Below are 16,028 nucleotides of genomic sequence, written 5' to 3'. Positions count from 1 at the left end.
CTCGTGATTCTTTGGGTTATGTCGGACCGCTCGCCGGCGGCCTGTCGCCACCCCGGGTGGGCCGGGTGGCGCGGTTGCGTCCCGGCTCAGCGCCGGCCGCCGTCCTTGCTTTTCTTGCCGGGGCGTACCGGGCGCGGGGTCTGGGCGGCGGGTTTCGCCGTCTCTGCCTGTTCCGCCGCCGCACTCTCCTGCTCCATCTGCCGGCGCATGGCGGCAAAGAAGCGGTAGATCGCCTCGACCGCCGGCGAGATGCCGGCGAGCCATTGCTCGCGCTGTCCAGCGTCGGCATTGTCCACGTAGGGGCGCATTTCCGGATCGGGGTGGTGTTCGAACGCCAGCGCCATGATCGGTACCAGCGCCTCGGCCTGCTCTTCATCTTCGAACAGCAAGCCCCAGTCCTCGTTCATCAGCTCCATCCCGGCGGTGAAGCCCTGCGCCCAGTCGTTGCCGTGCACCACACCGTGCTCATCCGGCTCCAGCCAGGGGTGGAACTCGCGTCCCGAGTGCAGGGTATCGGCGATGTCGAGCCAATGGCCCATCAGCAACGAGACGAACTGCTCCAGCGCCTTCTGCGAGCTGAAGGCGGTCTCGTCGTCGAAGGCGTCGCCCAGGATCAGCGGCAGCACCTCGCTCGGCTTGATCGGTTCCGGCCCGCACAGCAGGGCGGCGAAGAAGCCGTCGAGCTGCTCCAGGCCCATGCAGTGCTGGGCGCGAAAGCGGGCCAGGGTGGTGGCCAGGTTTTGGTAGTCGCGGTCGGTGAGGGGTTTGTGGCTCATGGTGATCGGCGTCGCTAAAGGATGGCTATTATCGGGCAAAACAGCCGTTTGAGGCGGGGTGGCGGTAAAACAATGCCGGACCGGTGTGAAAGCGCGCCGCGAGTGCGGCACGGTCCTTGGCGCTGCCCGCCCCAGGGGCCGGGGCAGCCAACCCGTCGTTGCGTCGGGAGGCTGCCGTGACCGGCTTACTGCTCGCCGCTCTTGGCCGCGTTGCGCGCGTCGTAGTAGGCCTGATTGGCGAGGTAGTGCTGACGGCGCGCTTCCTTCTTGGCGGCGCGCTCGGCCTCTTCCTCGGCCTTCTTGCGGGCGGCCTCGGCTTCGCGCGCCTTCTTGGCCGCCTTGGCGGCTTCGCGGGCGGCGGTTTCGGCCGCTTCCATCTCGTCCATTTCCTTCCTGGACTTGCACGGGCCGGTCTTCTCGAACCAGGCCACCGACTCGACGTGGGCGGTGTGCGGGAACATGTTGATGATGCCGGCCGCCTTCAGCGTGTAGCCCTTGGTGTTGACCAGGATGCCGGCGTCGCGCGCCAGCGTCGCCGGGTTGCACGAGACGTAGACGATGCGTTGCGGCGCGGTGTCGTCGGTGAGGGCCTTGAGCAACTGCACGGCGCCATCGCGCGGCGGGTCGACCAACATCTTGTCGAACTTGCCGAGTGCGGCGAAGCTCTCCTCGGTGACGTCGAACAGGTTGGCCATCTCATAGCTGACCTTATGCTCGAGGCGGTTGTGGCTGGCATTTTCCACCGCGCGCTTGACCAGCGCTTCGCTGCCTTCCATGCCGTGCACGTCGGCGCCGGAGCGGGCGATCGGCAGGGTGAAGTTGCCGATGCCGCAGAACATGTCGGCGATGCGCTCGCCGGGCTGCGGGTCGAGCAGCCTCAAGGCGCGCGTCACCATGACGTTGTTGATCTCCGGGTTCACCTGGGTGAACTCGGTGGGGTAGTAGGGCATCTCGACGCTGAAGTCGCGCAGCGTGTAGGTCAGTTTGGGCGCGTCGAGCGGGTAGAGCGGATAGCAGGTGTCCGGCCCCTTGGGCTGCAGCCAGATCTGCAGCGGACGGCCCGGCTGCGAGTGGGTGTCGGAGAAGCGGCGCAGGATGGTCTCGTCGGCGGCGCTGATGGCGTCCATGTTGCGGAACACCAAAATGTCGAGTTTTTCGCCGACGGCCACTTCGATCTGCGGCATGCGGTCGCGGATCGACAGCGTGTAGATCATTTCGCGCAGCGGCACGATCAGCGCCGAGATGTGCGGCGGCAGGATGTGGCACTCGCTCATCTCGGCGATGTAGCTGGAGCGTTTCTCGTGGAAGCCGACCAGCACGCCGCCTTTCTTCTCGACCAGGCGCGCCGAGAGACGGGCACGGTGGCGGTAGCCCCAGGCCGGGCCGGCGATCGGCGTCAGCATGCGTTCGGCGCTGACCTTGCCGATGTGCTTGAGGCTGTCTTCCAGCACGCGCTGCTTGATGGCGACCTGGGCCGAGAATTCGACGTGCTGCATCGAGCAGCCGCCGCAAACGCCGAAGTGCGGGCAGCGTGGCGTGGTGCGCAGGAAGCTTTCTTTCAGTACCGCGCAGGTGTCGGCGTTCTCGTAACTGGGTTTCTTGCGATAGGAGCTGTAGCTGACGGTTTCGTACGGCAGCGCCCCATCGATGAAGATCGTCTTGCCCTCTACATGGGCGACGCCGTGCCCTTCGTAGTCGAGGGATTCGATCAGGGCGACTGGTTGGGATGGATTCATCGTTTTCCGTGTCAAATCAAAACGGTAAAACGGTAATTTTCGCAAAATACGCCGTGCCGCGCTGGGTTTTTTGCAAGCGGGTGTACGGCGGGGTTTCTGCTAAAATGGCGCGACCGGATAATTGATGGAACGAATGGGTATGGTGGGTGCAAGGAGTAAGCGGGTTGTCGCGGCGGCAATGCTGGTGGCCGCGGCGTTGGCGCGGGCCCAGGTGCCGGCGCCGGATGTGCTGATCAACGGCAGCGGCTTGCACGTGGTGATCAACCTGCCGCAGACCCGGCTGTTCGTGTATCGCGACGGTACGCTGCTCAAATCCTACCCGGTGGCGGTGGGCAAGATGCTGACCCAGACGCCGACCGGCACCTACGCCGTGACCGGCATTTATCCCAAGCCGATCTGGTACGTGCCGAAGTCGATCCAGGAGGAAATGAAGCAGCAGGGCAAGCCGGTGCTGACCTCGGTGCCGCCGGGGCCGGACAATCCGCTCGGCAACGCCTTCGTGCGCTTTGGCGACCCGCGGCTGGGGCTCGGCATGCACGGCACCAACGTTCCGACCAGCGTGCCGGGCTTCCGCAGCCACGGTTGCGTGCGGCTCAAGAACGAGGACATCGACGAGCTGGCCAGCACCGTGTCGCCGGGAGCGGCGGTGACGGTGGCCTACCAGACCGTGTTGTTGAATGAGGATGCCGCCGGCGAGCTGTGGCTGACCGCGCTGAAGAATCCGTACAAGTACGACGATCCGTCGTTCAAGCAGCTGGCCCAGGTGCTGCTGGCGTGGCAGTCCAGCCGCCAGGTGGCGGTGCACGGCAAGCGCGTGGACGTGGCGCTCAGGGAGCGCAACGGCAAGCCGGTGTGCCTGAGCTGCAAGTCGGCCGACAAGGCTCGCATCAGCGGCGAGCTGTCGGCCCTGCGCTGGCTCAGTGGCGGCAGCAAGGCGCCGGAGCTGGCGCCGGCCGAAACGGCTCCCGCCGCGCCGGAGGCGCTGCCGGAGACGGTCAACAAACTGGAGCCGCGCCCGGCGAAAAAGCCCGCCAAGGTGTGAGCGCCGGCGTTCTTCGCCAACAAGCCGCTGCCCGTCGGGCCGCGGCTTTTTTCATGCCGTCGTGTTGCGGCTCTGGCCGGCCAGCTCGCCGACGCGCACCAGCGCGCGCTCGAAGGCGTCGCTCCACGGGTAGCAGCAGGAGAGCCGCAGGCAGTGGCGGTAGCGCCCCTTGGCCGAGTAGATGGTGCCCGGCGCCACGGTGATGCGCTCGGCCAGCGCGGCGCGGAACAGCTGCTGGGTGTCGGTGGCGGAGGGCAGTTCCACCCACAACAGGCAGCCGCCCGAGGGCGAGGTGGCGCGCGTACCGGCCGGGAAGTGGCTGGCCACCATGCCACGCAGCCGCTCCATCTGGCTCATGAAATGGCGGCGCAGCCCGCGCAGGTGGTGGTCGTAGCCGCCGCTTTCCAGGTATTCCGCCACCGTCTCTTCCAGCAGCCGCGGCTGGCCCAGCGTGCTGGCCACCTTGAGCCGCGTGACTTCCTTCAGGTAGCGCCCCGGCGCGATCCAGCCAATGCGAAAGCCCGGCACCAGCGTCTTGCTGTAGCTCGAGCACAGCAGAACCCAGCCGTCGCGGTCGTAGGCCTTGACCGCGTCCGGCACCGCCTGGCCGTAGAACAGCTCGGCGTGCGGGGTGTCCTCGATCAGCGGCACGCGGTACTGGTTGACGAGCTGGGCCAGGCGCTTCTTGGCCTCCAGCGGCATGCTGCAGCCGAGCGGGTTGTGCACCGTGGGCATGGCGACGATGGCGTTGAGGCGCTGTTCCGACAGCAGCAGCTCCAGCGCGTCGAGCGACAGCCCGGTGGTGGGGTGGGTGGGGATCTCGATCGCCGACAAGCCCAGGCTCTTCAGCAGCGGAACCAGCGCGAAGTAGGTGGGCGACTCGAGACCGACGGTGTCGCCCGGCTTGCACACCGCGCGCAGCGCCAGCGACAGCGCCTCGGAGCAGCCGTTGGTGATGACGATATCCTCGGCCGCCAGCACGCAGCCCCAGCTCACCACACGCTGGGCGATCTGGCGTCTGAGGCGTGCCGAGCCGGGCGGGAAGGGGTAGTCGGTGGCGAGCTCGGGCTGCTGGCGGATCAGCTGGTTGAGGATCTGCTTGACGCGGCCGGTGGGGTAGAAGTCGCTGCCGCGCGGGCTGGCCAGCGACAGATCGATGAAGTCTTCGCCGGTCTGCGCCGCCATGAAGGCCTCGATGTGGTCGAGCACGTCGTCGCTGGTCGGCAGCGCCGTGCTCTGGCGGCGCATGCGCGGTAGCGGCAGGTTGGCCGAAGACTTGACGTAGAAGCCCGACTGCGGCCGCGCCTCGATCACGCCACGGTCTTCCAGCGCGCGGTAGGCGGCGAGGATGGTGGACGGGCTGACCTTGTGCATGGCGCAGGCCTGGCGCACCGAGGGCAGGCGCTCGCCCGGGCGCATCACGCCGTTCTGGATCAGCGTGATCCATTCGTTGACCAGTTGCTGGTAGAGCGGCTCGTGATTCATGGGGGCTCCGTTGACGTCAAGCGGTACAGTTGGCGGCTGACTCGACCATAACAGTTTGGAATTGTCCAAACTGTTATGGTTGCAATGCGTTTTTTTTGAATCTGTTATTGTAATGGCAGGCTCGCTACCATGTCTCCATCGAAACCCCCTGTTTTTTGCTGGAACCCGCATGAACTTCGTCCCGCTGACGCTTTACCTGATGGTGATGACCATCACCCCCGGTCCCAACAACCTGGTGCTGGCTTCGTCCGGTGTGCGCTTCGGCTTCAGCCGCACCCTGCCGGCGCTGCTCGGCATGGCGCTGGGGCTGGCCTGCCAGATCGCCATCCTGGCGGTGGCGCTGGGCCATATCAAGGAACTGATGACCGACCTGCAACTGTGGCTGGCACTGGCCGGCTGCAGCTACCTGCTGTGGCTGGCGTGGCAGATGACGCGTGCCGGCCAGCCCGGTGAAGCCGGCGACACGGCGCGACCGATGGGTTTTGCCGGCGGGGTGCTGTTCAACTGGCTCAATCCCAACGTCTGGCTGATGGGCGTCAACCTGGCGCTGCTGTTCCTGCCTTCCGGCATGCCGCTGTGGCAGGCGGGCGGCCTGTTCGCCGTGGTGGCCTTCATGGTGGCGCTGCCGTGCATTGGGGTGTGGGCCTGGGGCGGGGTGGCGCTGGCGCGCTTCCTGCGCTCGCCGCGCCGGCTGGCGGCGTTCAACTGGATCATGGCGGGCCTGTTGGCCGGGATGGCGCTGTGGCTGGTGGCGGACAAGCTGCCGGCGGGGGTGCTGGACGGCGTGCCGTTCGTGTGAGGGGGCCAGAGCCTGCCGCTATCATCGAGCCCGCGTTTGCGGGCTTTTTTGCGGGCAGCGTACAATAGCGCTTTCGTCTTTTCGTCAGACCCTGGCCATCATGATCCGTACCCGTTTCGCCCCCAGCCCGACCGGCTTCCTGCATATCGGCGGCGTGCGCACCGCACTGTTTTCCTGGGCCTACGCCCGCAAGAACCAAGGCACCTTCGTGCTGCGCATCGAAGACACCGATCTCGAACGTTCCACGCCGGAATCGGTGAAGGCCATCCTGGACGGCATGCACTGGGTCGGTCTCGACTACGACGAAGGCCCGTTCTACCAGACCCAGCGCTTCGACCGCTACAAAGAGGTGATCCAGCAATTGCTGGCTTCCGGCCATGCCTATTACTGCTACTGCAGCAAGGATGAGCTGGACGCCCTGCGCGCCGAGCAGGAAGCCAAGGGGGAAAAGCCGCGCTACGACCGCCGCTGGCGCCCGGAACAAGGCAAGACCCTGCCGGCACCGCCGGAGGGGGTGCCGCCGGTGGTGCGTTTCAAGACCCCGCTCACCGGCAGCGTGGCGTGGGACGACGCGGTCAAGGGCCGCATCGAATTCCAGAACGAGGAACTGGACGACCTGATCATCGCCCGCCCGGACGGCAGCCCGACCTACAACTTCTGCGTGGTGGTGGACGACTGGGACATGAACATCACCCACGTCATCCGCGGCGACGATCACGTCAACAACACCCCGCGCCAGATCAACATCTTGCAGGCGCTTAACGCGCCGCTGCCGGTGTACGGCCATCTGCCGATGATCCTCAACGAGGACGGCCAGAAGATGTCGAAGCGCCGCGACGCGGTGAGCGTGGTCGACTACGCCGCCAAAGGCATCCTGCCGGAAGCGCTGCTCAACTACCTGGCGCGCCTCGGCTGGGGCCATGGCGACGACGAGTTCTTCTCCTTGGAACAGTTTGTCGAATGGTTCGACCTGAAGGACGTCAGCCCCTCGGCCAGCCGCTTCAACAACGAGAAATTTCTGTGGCTCAACGCCCAGCATATCAAGGCCGCTGACAACCTGCGCCTGGCGCAACTGATCGCCCCGAAACTGGCCGAGGCCGGCATCGATCCGTCCAGCGGCCCGTGCCTGAGCGACGTCATTGCGCTGGTCAAGGAGCGGGTGCAGGATCTCAACGCGCTGGCCGCCGAGTGCGATTACTTCTACAAGACGCGCGAGCCGGCCGCCGCCGACGTCGAAAAGCACCTGGCCGACGACAGCAAGGCGCGCATGGCGCGCTTCGCCGAGCAACTCGCCGCGCTGACCGAATGGAACGCCGAGGCGATCCACCACCTGTTCAAGCCGTTCTGCACCGCCGAAGGCATCAAGATGGGCCAGCTCGGCATGCCGCTGCGCGTGCTGGTGTGCGGCACCACGCAGACGCCGTCGGTCGACGCCGTGCTGGCGCTGATCGGCAAGGACGAAGTGCTGCGCCGCATGGGCCAGGCTCAGGCCTGATGCGTTGACGCCTCGGCCAAGGTTGGCCGAAGGCGAATGACGATGCCCCCCGCCGCTCCGAGAGGAGGGCGGGGGTTTTTCATTTCGGAGTGCGCACGCGGCGGCCCTGTCTCGTGCCAGGAAGAGAGAAACGGCCGCATCGTGTCACGGCATGCACTTGCAGTTTGGATTTTGCAGGCACCCCACTATAACTATTGAACATGGAGAGCCGAGATCGCCGCGACGGCGGCGGGGCGGCTTGCCGGGAAGAATGCGCGCCAGCCCGGCGCCCCGGTAACGGGGCCGGCCGCTGTCGCTGAAACCATCGGGGGGAGCACCATGTTCGACGCGACGTATCGACGTTCACTGTTGTGGCTGGCCATGGGGTCGGCATTGGCGGCGCTGCCGGGGGCCGCCATGGCGACCCATTCCTGGGGCGGCTACCACTGGGCGCGCACGAGCGCCCAGTTCACCTTGTCGCTTGGCAACAACCTGACCGCGGCGGACTGGGTGAGTTATCTCCATCAGGCGTCCAGCGACTGGAACAGCCCGACCAGTTTCGGGGCGAGTTCGACCCCGCTGCTCACCGCCGTCGTTGCCGGACAGTCGACGAAACGGTGCTCGATGGTCAGCGGCACCACCCAGGTGTGCAACGGCAAGTACGGCTACAACGGCTGGCTCGGGCTGGCCTCGATCAACATCACCGGCGGCACCCACATCACCCAGGGCACCGCGAAGATGAACGACTCGTACTTCAACCTGGCGACCTACAACAATCCCAACGAGAAGCTGCACGTGATCTGCCAGGAGACAGCGCATACCTTCGGTCTCGACCACCAGTCCACCGACGGCAGCTCGCTGAACACCTGCATGGACTACTTCTCCAACACCGGCAGCAACGCCGGCAGCACGCTGAGCACGCACCCCAATGCCCATGACTTCGAAGAGTTGAACATCGTCTATGCTCACCTCGACAGCACGACTACCGTTGCCGCGACCACGGCGGCCTCGGCGGGGGTCGATATCACCGACGACCCGCGCAGCTGGGGGGCCTTGGTGCGCCAGTCGGTGAACGGCCGCAGCTCGCTGTACGAGCGCTACAACACGGACGGGTCAAAGACGGTGACCCACGTGTTCTGGACGGTGGAAGCCGCGGCCAAGTGTCCGAGCTGTGACCACCGTTTTGAGCATCATGACTAGACCTGCATGCTGAATTTCCGCCGCTCCGGGAGAGGGCTGCGGCGTGCCGACTCCTTGGGCGGCAGTTGCGTGCGAGCCGCCTGCTGCCGTCGCCCGCTGCGTGCCGTTTTCAGTAACGGGATTGCCTCCGCTCGGAGCGCGGGTGCCGGTGCGCCTTGCGGCAGGTGGAATTCCCTCACCTCAGGAGACCGACCATGAAAGGCAACAAGGCCGTTATCGCGGCGCTCAACAAGCAGCTGGCCGGTGAACTCACGGCGCGCGACCAGTATTTCATCCACTCGCGCATGTACCACGACTGGGGGTTCGGCAAGCTGTTTGAGCGGCTGAACCACGAAATGGAAGAGGAGACCGGGCACGCGGCCGGGCTGATCAACCGTATCCTGTTTCTCGAAGGCACCCCGGCGATGAGCCCCGGCAAGCTCAACATCGGCAAGGACGTCGAGAGCATGCTGGCCAACGACCTCAAGCTGGAGTACGACACGGTGGCCTTGCTGCGTGCGGCGATTGCCGTGTGCGAACAGGAGGGCGACTACGTCAGCCGCGAGTTGCTGGAGGCCCAGCTGGACGATACCGAGGAGGATCATGCCCATTGGCTGGAGCAGCAGCTGGGGCTGATCAAGCTGATCGGCCTGCCCAACTATCTGCAGTCGCAGACCTAGGGCGCGGCATTCCCGGAGTCGACCTTGAATTTGTGACCTGCTGCATTAGCTTTAAAGTAATGCGTGCAGTTTTTTGTCACCCGGAGGGAATGCCGTGAACCTGATGAATGCTCCCAAAATGATCTGGTCGTCGCATGAGGGCTGGCCGGAGTTGGCCAGGCAACACCCTTCCGTGATGGCAACCTTTTTCAAGGTAGTGCTGCCGTTGTCGCTGCTGCCGGTGGCGATGATCCTCTACGCCGCCACCTGGCACCGCGCGGTATACGCCCCGGATACCACGCTGATGAACTGGGTGTGGATTTCGCTGGTGTTCCTGGTGGTGGAGTGGGGCTGCGTGTTTGCCATGGGCTGGCTGATCCAGTCGGTGGAAAGCCGGGACCACCCGCTCGAGTACCGCGACGGCTTCCGCCTGGCGGCGTATGCGCCGATCCCCATCTGGCTGTCGTCGCTGTCGCTGTTCGTGCCGTCGCCGGCACTCAACGTGGTGGTCGCCCTGCTGGCCCTGCTGGCCTCCGGTGGACTGATTTATCACGGCCTGGATGGCTGGTTCCAGCATGACGAGTCGGTGACCACGGTATCGCGCGCCTACACCATCTTTTCGTTCGGGGCGCTGATCTGGGCGCTGGTAGTGGCGATTCTGGTGGTGCCGCTGCTGTGACGCGCTAGCGTTCCGGGCGGCAACCGATCAAGGGCCAGGGACGTCGGGACGTCCCTGGCCTTTTGTCATGGGAGGACTGGGGTCTCGGAACAATGTCACGGCAGGAAGCGCAAGGCGGAAGGCCCGGCAGGGGTCTTCCGCCATTTCTTTGGCCGGTGCGGCCTCGTTGTGTCCTGTCCCGGCGGTGTCGGTTAAGCCGGCCGTTGGCGCATGCCACCTGGAGGTGTCTTCGGCCAACGTTGGCCGAAGCGGGCGCGTGGGCAATGCCGACGGGGCGAGAGGAGGGCGGAGGGGGCTCCCGCTGCGGGGGCGGGGCCGGCAAACGGCCATCGGCGTCGTCGGTCGACTTGGTCTTGGAATGCCAAAGCCGCCTCGTCCGCCTCGTATCTGGCCATGTGCCGGCCCCGCGCAGCGCGTAAAAAGAGCGTGAGCAGGTTCTCAGGGGACAACCCGTACCTTGATGCTGCTGCTCATCGCCGGGCCGAACGATTGATGCGCGCCGTTGGCGAACTGCAGCGTCAGGGTGTGCTCGCCTGGTGGCAGCGTCAGCTCGGTTTCGGTCTGGCCCTTGCCGAAATGGCGGTGGCTGTCGTCGGTGGCGACCACTTCGTTCAGGGGCACGGGGCTGCCGTCGATGATCAGGTGGTGATGGCCGGTGCCGGGTTTCATGTCGCCGGCGGGGGCAATCGCCATGCCTTCGACGCCGAAGCGCACCTTGAACGGGCTCTTCACGGCAGCGCCATCGGCCGGTTCGACGAAGTAGACGCGTTCCGCGGCCAGCGCCGTGGCGGCGGCGAGGGACAGGCTCAGGGCCAACAGGATTTTCTTCATGGTGGGGTCCGTTACGGAGGGTGGGTAACGTTTCGTTGTATGCCAGGATGCTGGTTGAGGCAACGTTGGCCGTTCTGGCTACCCTCCGCGCGGAGTGCCTGTTCGGGCTGGACAACATGACGCCGGCACGGCAGGCTGGGCGTTTTTCCTGCTTCTGATGCCACCATGCTGACCCGCCAAGACCTTCCCGCGCTCACCGCCGGTTTCGTGACCGTGCTGGTGGGGTATACCAGCTCCGCCGCCATCGTGTTCGAGGCTGCCCGCAGCGCCGGCGCCAACCCCGCTGAAATCAGCTCGTGGCTGATGGCGCTGGGGCTGGCGATGGGGCTGACCTGCATCGGCCTGTCGCTGCGCTACAAGGTGCCGGTGGTGACGGCGTGGTCGACGCCGGGCGCGGCGCTGTTGATCACCAGCCTGTCCGGGGTGAGCCTGCCGGAGGCGATCGGCGCCTTCGTGTTTTCAGCCGGGCTGATCACGCTGTCCGGCGTCACCGGGCTGTTCGAGCGCGCCATCAGCCGCATCCCGCTGCCGATGGCGGCGGCGATGCTGGCGGGCATCCTGGTGAAGTTCGGCATGAACGTGTTCGGCGCGATGCAGGCCAACCTGGCGCTGGTGCTGCCGATGTTCGTCGCCTACCTGTTCCTCAAGCGTCTGCTGCCGCGCTACGCGGTGGTACTGGTGCTGTTGCTGGGCGGACTGATCGCGGCGGGGCAGGGCGGCCTGCATCTGGGCGGCCTGGCCTTGGAGCTGGCGACGCCGCTGTGGACCACGCCGGTGTTCTCGCCCGGCGTGCTGCTCGGCGTGGGGCTGCCGCTGTTTGTGGTGACCATGGCCTCGCAGAACGTGCCGGGCGTGGCGGTGCTGCACTCTGCCGGCTATCGTCCGCCGATCTCGGTGCTGATGACCGGCACCGGGCTGGTCAACCTGGTGCTGGCGCCGTTCGGCTGCTTTGCCGTCAATTTGGCGGCGATCACCGCCGCCTTGTGCATGAGCCGCGAGGCGCACGAGGACCCGGCGCGGCGCTACCTCGCCAGCGTGGCGGCCGGCGGCATCTACCTGCTGCTCGGCGTGTTCGGCGCCACCGTCGGCGCGCTGTTCGCGGCCTTTCCCAAGGAGCTGGTGCTGGCCATCGCCGGGCTGGCGCTGTTCGGCACCATCGCCGGCGGCCTGACCACGGCGATGAGGGACGACGCCGAGCGCGAACCGGCGTTGATCACCTTTCTGATTACCGCTTCCGGGGTAACGCTGTTCGGCGTCGGCTCGGCGTTCTGGGGGCTGGTGGGCGGCACGCTGGCCTTGCTGGTGCTGAACGCGCGGCGCGGCTGACGGCCGGGTTGCGTGCTTCGGCCAACGTTGGCCGAAGAGGGCGCTTAAGGAGCGCACTGCGCCGGCTTGGCTATAGTGCTTGCAAGACCGGCCGTGCGGGCCGGCGGCCGAACGGAGGGGTGGGCATGGAATTGGATCGTGAGCGCTTGGACCAGGCGGTGAAGTGCGGCGTGATCAGCGCCGAGCAGGCGGAGGGGCTGTGGCAGTTCCTGGCGGAGAGCGGCCACGACACGCCGAGCTTCCGTTTCGTCCATATCCTCTACTACCTGGGCGGGCTGATCGCGATCGGCGCCATGAGCCTGTTCATGACCCTGGGCTGGGAGCGCTTCGGCGGCGGCGGCTTGCTGCTGATCTGCCTGGTGTACGCCGTGGCCGGCATCGCGCTCACCGAGTGGCTGCTGCGCCGGCGGCTGCCAATTCCGGCCGGCATCACCGCCACCTTCGTGGTGGTGCTCACGCCGCTCGCCGTGTACGGCCTGCAGCAGCTGCTGGGCTGGTGGGCCGGACCGTTCACTTACCGTGACTACCACGTGTTCATCGACGGGCGCTGGCTCATGATGGAATTGGCCACGCTCGCCGCCGGCGCCGTTGCCCTGTGGCGCTACCGTCTGCCCTTCCTGGTGATGCCCGTCGCCGTCACGCTGTGGTACATGAGCATGGACCTGACGCCGTTCCTGGCCGGCGACCCGGACGTGGGCTGGGAATTGCGCAAGCTGGTGTCGCTGTGGTTCGGCCTGGCCGTGGTGCTGCTGGCGCTGTGGGTGGATATCCGCAGCCGCCGCGACTGGGACTTCGCCTTCTGGCTCTACCTGTTCGGCGTGATGGCGTTCTGGTGTGGCCTGTCGCTGCTGCGTTCGGACAGCGAGCTGGGCAAGTTCTTCTACCTGTGCGTCAACCTGGGGATGATCGTGGTGGGCGCGGTGCTGTCGCGCCGGGTGTTCGTGGTGTACGGCGCGCTGGGCACGGCGGGCTACCTCGGCCACCTGGCCTACGACGTGTTCAAGGACAGCCTGCTGTTTCCGTTCGCGCTGACCCTGCTCGGCCTGGGCGTGGTGGCGCTCGGCATCGTCTGGCAGCGCCACGAGGCGGCGATCAGCCAGTGGCTGCGCCAGCCCCTGCCGCGGCCCTTGCGCGAGCTGATCGAGCGGCGCGGCTGAGGCGCGTCCTAGCCGCCGGCCTGCTGTCGCGCCAGCTCGCCCAGCCGCACCAGCGCCGCCAGGAAGCGCTCGTCCAGCGGCTGGCAGCACGACAGGCGCAGCGCATTGCGGTAGCGCCCGCTGGGCGAGTACAGCGGGCCGGGCGAGATGCTGATGCGCTCGGCGATGGCGGCGTGGAACAACGCCACCGTGTCGCACGGTTCGGGCAATTCCACCCACAGCAGGAAGCCGCCGGAGGGGCGGGTGGCGCGGGTGCCGGCGGGGAAGTGGTCGGCGATCAGCGCGCGCACCTTGTCGACGTGCACGGCGTAGCGGCGTTTGAGCGCGCGCAGGTGATGGTCGTAGCCGCCCGACTCCAGGAACAGCCCCAGCGTCTCGCTCAATACCAGCGGCTCGGCGATCGAGGTGGCGAACTTCAGCTTGCGGATGGCCTCGGTGAAGCGGCCGCCTTCCAGCCAGCCGACGCGGAAGTCCGGCGCCAGCGTCTTGGTGTAGCTGGCGCACACGATCACCCAGCCGTCGCGGTCGAAGGCCTTGACCGCCGGCTGCAGCGAGTCGGCAAACTGCAACTCGGCGTACAGCGCGTCCTCGATCAGCGGCACGCGGTACTGGTTCGCCAGCGCCGCCAGCCGTTTCTTGTTCTCCAGCGGCATGGTCGAGCCCAGCGGGTTGTGCACGTTGGGCATGGCGATCACGGCGTTGAGGCGGCCCTCGGCCAGCAGTCGTTCCAGCGCGTCCAGCGACAGCCCCTGTTGCGGGTCGGTGGGAATCTCCACCGCCTTGAGTCCCAAGCTGGCGAACAGCGGCAGCAGGTTGAAGTAGGTGGGGGATTCGATACCGACGGTGTCGCCGTGGCGCGTGATGGCGCGCAGCGCCAGTTGCAGCGCCTCCATGCAGCCGTGGGTGAGGACGATGTCGTCCGGCTGCAGCGCCATGCCCAGCTCCAGCCCGCGCCGGGCGATCTGGGTGCGCAGCCGCTCAGATCCCGGCGGCAGCGCGTAGGTGCTGACCAGGCCGGGGTTCTTGCGCAACAGCTGGCCCATCAGCCGCGCCAGCTTGGCGCCGGGGTAAAACTCGCCGCCGTGCGGGCAGGCCAGCGCCATGTCGATGTAGCCGGGGGTCTGCTGCGCCTTGAGCGAGGCGCCGATCAGGTCCAGCACCGCGCCGTCGGTGCCGCGCGCCGGACCGGCGGCCTGCGCGGCGCGGCGCGCCGGCAGCGGCAGGCGCGAGCGCACGTAGTAGCCCGATTGCGGCCGCGCCTCGATCAGGCCGCGGTCCTCCAGCACGCGGTAGGCCGCCACCACGGTGTTGAGGCTGAGACGGCGGCTCTCGGCGGTGCGCCGCACCGACGGCAGGCGCGAGCCGGGCGGCAGCGTGCCGCGGCTGATCGCCAGCGACAGGTCTTCCGCCAGTTGCTGATACAGGGTGAGGTTGGCCGAAGCGAGCGTTTCCATGGCGGGGCAGGGTCTTGGACGGTGACAGAGCCCATGATAGGCGAAGGTGACAGAGTGATGGAAGAACAAACTGTCACCATGACAATTTGCCATTGTTGCGACTGTATCAAGGCACGGCGACTCATTAGCATGGTGGACAGACCCACTCATGAAGGAGCGCCGCCATGCTCGAACTGCCCTTGCTGACCTATTTCGCCGTGATGTCGATCACCCCCGGCCCCAACAACCTGATGCTGGCCGCCTCCGGCGTCAATTTCGGCTTTCGCCGCACCGTGCCGCACATGCTCGGTATTAGCCTGGGCGTGGCGCTGCAGCTGTTTATCACCGCCGCCTTGCTGGCCTACGTGCTGAACGGCCTGGGTTCGTTGCGCCTGCCGCTCGGCGTGGCCGGCTGCCTCTACCTGCTGTGGCTGTCCTGGTGCATCCTGCGCGCCGGCCGTCCCGAGGCCGATAGCGAGGCCCGGCCGCTGGGCTTCCTGGGCGCCGCGCTGTTCCAGTGGCTCAATCCCAAGGCCTGGGTCATGGTGATCAACACCTCCATCCTGTTCGCACCGCAGGCCGGTCAGGTGTTGTGGGCGGCGGCGCTGTTGAGCCTGGCCTGCGCGCTGGTGAACCTGCCCTGCATCGGGGTGTGGGCCTGGACCGGCGACCGGCTGCGCCGCTGGCTGGACGGCGAGCGGGCGCGCCGGCTGTTCAACACGGTCATGGCCGTGCTGATGGCCGGCACCGCGCTGTGGCTGCTGGGCGACGAAATCCGCCACGCCGGCCTGCTGTGAACGATGTCCGTTTTTGGCAGGGTGTTGTCCGCCGGCGGCCTCGTGGCAAGGCCAGATGATGGCTATGCTGAGGGCTGTTTCCTACAGGAGCCCAAACCCATGAGCAAGCCGAAGACCGCCCTGCTGGTGATCGACGTCCAGCAATCCTTCCTGCACCGCCCGTACTGGGACGAGGCCGAGCTGCCGGCGTTCCGCCACCACCTGCAGGCCTTGATCGCCGGGGCCGAGGCGCGCGGCGTGCCGGTGGTCAACATCCTGCACGAAGACGGCGACGGCCCGTTCTCCGCCGCCTCCGGCCTGGTCACGCCGCTCGACTGGCTGAGCCACGTACCGGCCGCCACCTTCGTCAAGCACGTGCACAACGCCCTCATCGGCTCCGGCCTGAAGGAGTGGCTGGACGAGCGCGGCATCACCCGGCTGGTAATCAGTGGCATCCGCACCGAACAGTGCTGCGAGACCACCACCCGCGTCGCCTCCGATCTCGGCTACCAGGTGGATTTCGTCACCGACGCCACCCTGACCTTCGCCATGACGCACCCGGTCAGCGGCCGCCGCTACAGCCCCGCCGAGATCCGCGACAAGACCGAGCTGGTGCTCGCCGGCCGTTTCGCCCGCATCGCCAGCGTCGAGGACGCGCTGGCGGCGCTGTGAGCCC

15 protein-coding genes are annotated in these 16,028 nt (G+C 66.8%); 10 read left to right on the top strand and 5 right to left on the bottom strand.

The window, feature by feature from the left end:
• Positions 1 to 86 precede the first annotated feature (86 nt).
• Positions 87 to 776, bottom strand: coding sequence for a YecA/YgfB family protein (locus FURADRAFT_RS16440; protein WP_008955292.1), 690 nt, complete (start codon positions 774 to 776; stop codon positions 87 to 89).
• Positions 777 to 961: 185 nt separating this feature from the next.
• Positions 962 to 2,512: a 23S rRNA (uracil(1939)-C(5))-methyltransferase RlmD gene (gene rlmD / locus FURADRAFT_RS16435; RefSeq protein ID WP_008955291.1), complete on the bottom strand. Its 1,551-nt coding sequence runs from the start codon at positions 2,510 to 2,512 to the stop codon at positions 962 to 964.
• Positions 2,513 to 2,636: 124 nt separating this feature from the next.
• Between rlmD and FURADRAFT_RS16430 the strand changes: the two genes are divergently transcribed.
• Positions 2,637 to 3,554: a L,D-transpeptidase gene (locus tag FURADRAFT_RS16430; protein WP_008955290.1), complete on the top strand. Its 918-nt coding sequence runs from the start codon at positions 2,637 to 2,639 to the stop codon at positions 3,552 to 3,554.
• A 51-nt stretch (positions 3,555 to 3,605) separates the two neighbouring features.
• Here the strand turns inward: FURADRAFT_RS16430 and FURADRAFT_RS16425 are convergent, their stop codons facing one another.
• On the bottom strand, positions 3,606 to 5,039 hold the full coding sequence (locus FURADRAFT_RS16425; RefSeq protein WP_008955289.1) for an aminotransferase-like domain-containing protein: 1,434 nt from the start codon (positions 5,037 to 5,039) through the stop codon (positions 3,606 to 3,608).
• 169 nt (positions 5,040 to 5,208) lie between these two features.
• Between FURADRAFT_RS16425 and FURADRAFT_RS16420 the strand changes: the two genes are divergently transcribed.
• From FURADRAFT_RS16420 to FURADRAFT_RS16400, 5 genes are all read left to right on the top strand, one after another.
• Positions 5,209 to 5,838 (top strand): LysE family translocator, encoded by a 630-nt coding sequence (locus tag FURADRAFT_RS16420; protein WP_008955288.1) that lies wholly within the window; start codon positions 5,209 to 5,211, stop codon positions 5,836 to 5,838.
• Positions 5,839 to 5,935: 97 nt separating this feature from the next.
• Positions 5,936 to 7,333 carry a glutamate--tRNA ligase gene (gltX, locus tag FURADRAFT_RS16415; RefSeq protein WP_040653126.1) on the top strand — a complete coding sequence of 466 codons (1,398 nt, stop codon included), beginning with the start codon at positions 5,936 to 5,938 and terminating at the stop codon, positions 7,331 to 7,333.
• A 318-nt stretch (positions 7,334 to 7,651) separates the two neighbouring features.
• On the top strand, positions 7,652 to 8,512 hold the full coding sequence (locus FURADRAFT_RS16410; RefSeq protein ID WP_008955286.1) for a hypothetical protein: 861 nt from the start codon (positions 7,652 to 7,654) through the stop codon (positions 8,510 to 8,512).
• A 194-nt stretch (positions 8,513 to 8,706) separates the two neighbouring features.
• Complete coding sequence (bfr, locus tag FURADRAFT_RS16405) at positions 8,707 to 9,171, top strand: bacterioferritin (protein ID WP_008955285.1); 465 nt, start codon at positions 8,707 to 8,709, stop codon at positions 9,169 to 9,171.
• Between the two features lie 103 nt (positions 9,172 to 9,274).
• Positions 9,275 to 9,829, top strand: coding sequence for a YIP1 family protein (locus tag FURADRAFT_RS16400; protein ID WP_236261615.1), 555 nt, complete (start codon positions 9,275 to 9,277; stop codon positions 9,827 to 9,829).
• A gap of 438 nt (positions 9,830 to 10,267) precedes the next feature.
• Here FURADRAFT_RS16400 and FURADRAFT_RS16395 read toward each other — a convergent pair whose 3' ends face one another.
• Entirely contained in the window at positions 10,268 to 10,660 is a 393-nt protein-coding gene (locus tag FURADRAFT_RS16395; RefSeq protein WP_008955283.1) for a DUF4399 domain-containing protein, read from the bottom strand.
• Between the two features lie 165 nt (positions 10,661 to 10,825).
• On the opposite strand from FURADRAFT_RS16395, the gene FURADRAFT_RS16390 reads away from it, so the two are divergent.
• Positions 10,826 to 11,986 carry a benzoate/H(+) symporter BenE family transporter gene (locus tag FURADRAFT_RS16390; RefSeq protein ID WP_008955282.1) on the top strand — a complete coding sequence of 387 codons (1,161 nt, stop codon included), beginning with the start codon at positions 10,826 to 10,828 and terminating at the stop codon, positions 11,984 to 11,986.
• A 125-nt stretch (positions 11,987 to 12,111) separates the two neighbouring features.
• Positions 12,112 to 13,143, top strand: coding sequence for a hypothetical protein (locus FURADRAFT_RS16385; RefSeq protein ID WP_008955281.1), 1,032 nt, complete (start codon positions 12,112 to 12,114; stop codon positions 13,141 to 13,143).
• An 8-nt stretch (positions 13,144 to 13,151) separates the two neighbouring features.
• On the opposite strand, the gene FURADRAFT_RS16380 is transcribed toward FURADRAFT_RS16385, so the two are convergent.
• Entirely contained in the window at positions 13,152 to 14,597 is a 1,446-nt protein-coding gene (locus tag FURADRAFT_RS16380) for an aminotransferase-like domain-containing protein (protein WP_008955280.1), read from the bottom strand.
• Positions 14,598 to 14,761: 164 nt separating this feature from the next.
• On the opposite strand from FURADRAFT_RS16380, the gene FURADRAFT_RS16375 reads away from it, so the two are divergent.
• Together FURADRAFT_RS16375 and FURADRAFT_RS16370 are read left to right on the top strand one after the other, a co-directional pair.
• Positions 14,762 to 15,373: a LysE family translocator gene (locus tag FURADRAFT_RS16375; RefSeq protein ID WP_008955279.1), complete on the top strand. Its 612-nt coding sequence runs from the start codon at positions 14,762 to 14,764 to the stop codon at positions 15,371 to 15,373.
• A gap of 99 nt (positions 15,374 to 15,472) precedes the next feature.
• Positions 15,473 to 16,024, top strand: coding sequence for an isochorismatase family protein (locus FURADRAFT_RS16370; RefSeq protein WP_008955278.1), 552 nt, complete (start codon positions 15,473 to 15,475; stop codon positions 16,022 to 16,024).
• The last annotated feature ends 4 nt before the right edge of the window (positions 16,025 to 16,028 follow it).

It is taken from the genome of Pseudogulbenkiania ferrooxidans 2002 (assembly GCF_000174355.1).
Taxonomy (GTDB): Bacteria; Pseudomonadota; Gammaproteobacteria; order Burkholderiales; family Chromobacteriaceae; genus Pseudogulbenkiania; species Pseudogulbenkiania ferrooxidans.
The sequence above is the reverse complement of the archived record's forward strand: the minus strand, read 5'-3'. Positions and strand labels throughout refer to the sequence as shown.

Excerpts from the sequence above, each read along its gene's own strand:
- FURADRAFT_RS16425 (WP_008955289.1), bottom strand. The coding sequence starts at position 5,039 with ATGAATCACGAGCCGCTCTACCAGCAACTGGTCAACGAATGGATCACG.
- FURADRAFT_RS16370 (WP_008955278.1), top strand. The coding sequence starts at position 15,473 with ATGAGCAAGCCGAAGACCGCCCTGCTGGTGATCGACGTCCAGCAATCC.
- FURADRAFT_RS16380 (WP_008955280.1), bottom strand. The coding sequence starts at position 14,597 with ATGGAAACGCTCGCTTCGGCCAACCTCACCCTGTATCAGCAACTGGCG.
- FURADRAFT_RS16375 (WP_008955279.1), top strand. The coding sequence starts at position 14,762 with ATGCTCGAACTGCCCTTGCTGACCTATTTCGCCGTGATGTCGATCACC.
- FURADRAFT_RS16385 (WP_008955281.1), top strand. The coding sequence starts at position 12,112 with ATGGAATTGGATCGTGAGCGCTTGGACCAGGCGGTGAAGTGCGGCGTG.
- FURADRAFT_RS16400 (WP_236261615.1), top strand. The coding sequence starts at position 9,275 with ATGAATGCTCCCAAAATGATCTGGTCGTCGCATGAGGGCTGGCCGGAG.
- rlmD (WP_008955291.1), bottom strand. The coding sequence starts at position 2,512 with ATGAATCCATCCCAACCAGTCGCCCTGATCGAATCCCTCGACTACGAA.
- FURADRAFT_RS16395 (WP_008955283.1), bottom strand. The coding sequence starts at position 10,660 with ATGAAGAAAATCCTGTTGGCCCTGAGCCTGTCCCTCGCCGCCGCCACG.
- FURADRAFT_RS16390 (WP_008955282.1), top strand. The coding sequence starts at position 10,826 with ATGCTGACCCGCCAAGACCTTCCCGCGCTCACCGCCGGTTTCGTGACC.
- FURADRAFT_RS16410 (WP_008955286.1), top strand. The coding sequence starts at position 7,652 with ATGTTCGACGCGACGTATCGACGTTCACTGTTGTGGCTGGCCATGGGG.
- bfr (WP_008955285.1), top strand. The coding sequence starts at position 8,707 with ATGAAAGGCAACAAGGCCGTTATCGCGGCGCTCAACAAGCAGCTGGCC.
- FURADRAFT_RS16440 (WP_008955292.1), bottom strand. The coding sequence starts at position 776 with ATGAGCCACAAACCCCTCACCGACCGCGACTACCAAAACCTGGCCACC.
- FURADRAFT_RS16430 (WP_008955290.1), top strand. The coding sequence starts at position 2,637 with ATGGAACGAATGGGTATGGTGGGTGCAAGGAGTAAGCGGGTTGTCGCG.
- FURADRAFT_RS16420 (WP_008955288.1), top strand. The coding sequence starts at position 5,209 with ATGAACTTCGTCCCGCTGACGCTTTACCTGATGGTGATGACCATCACC.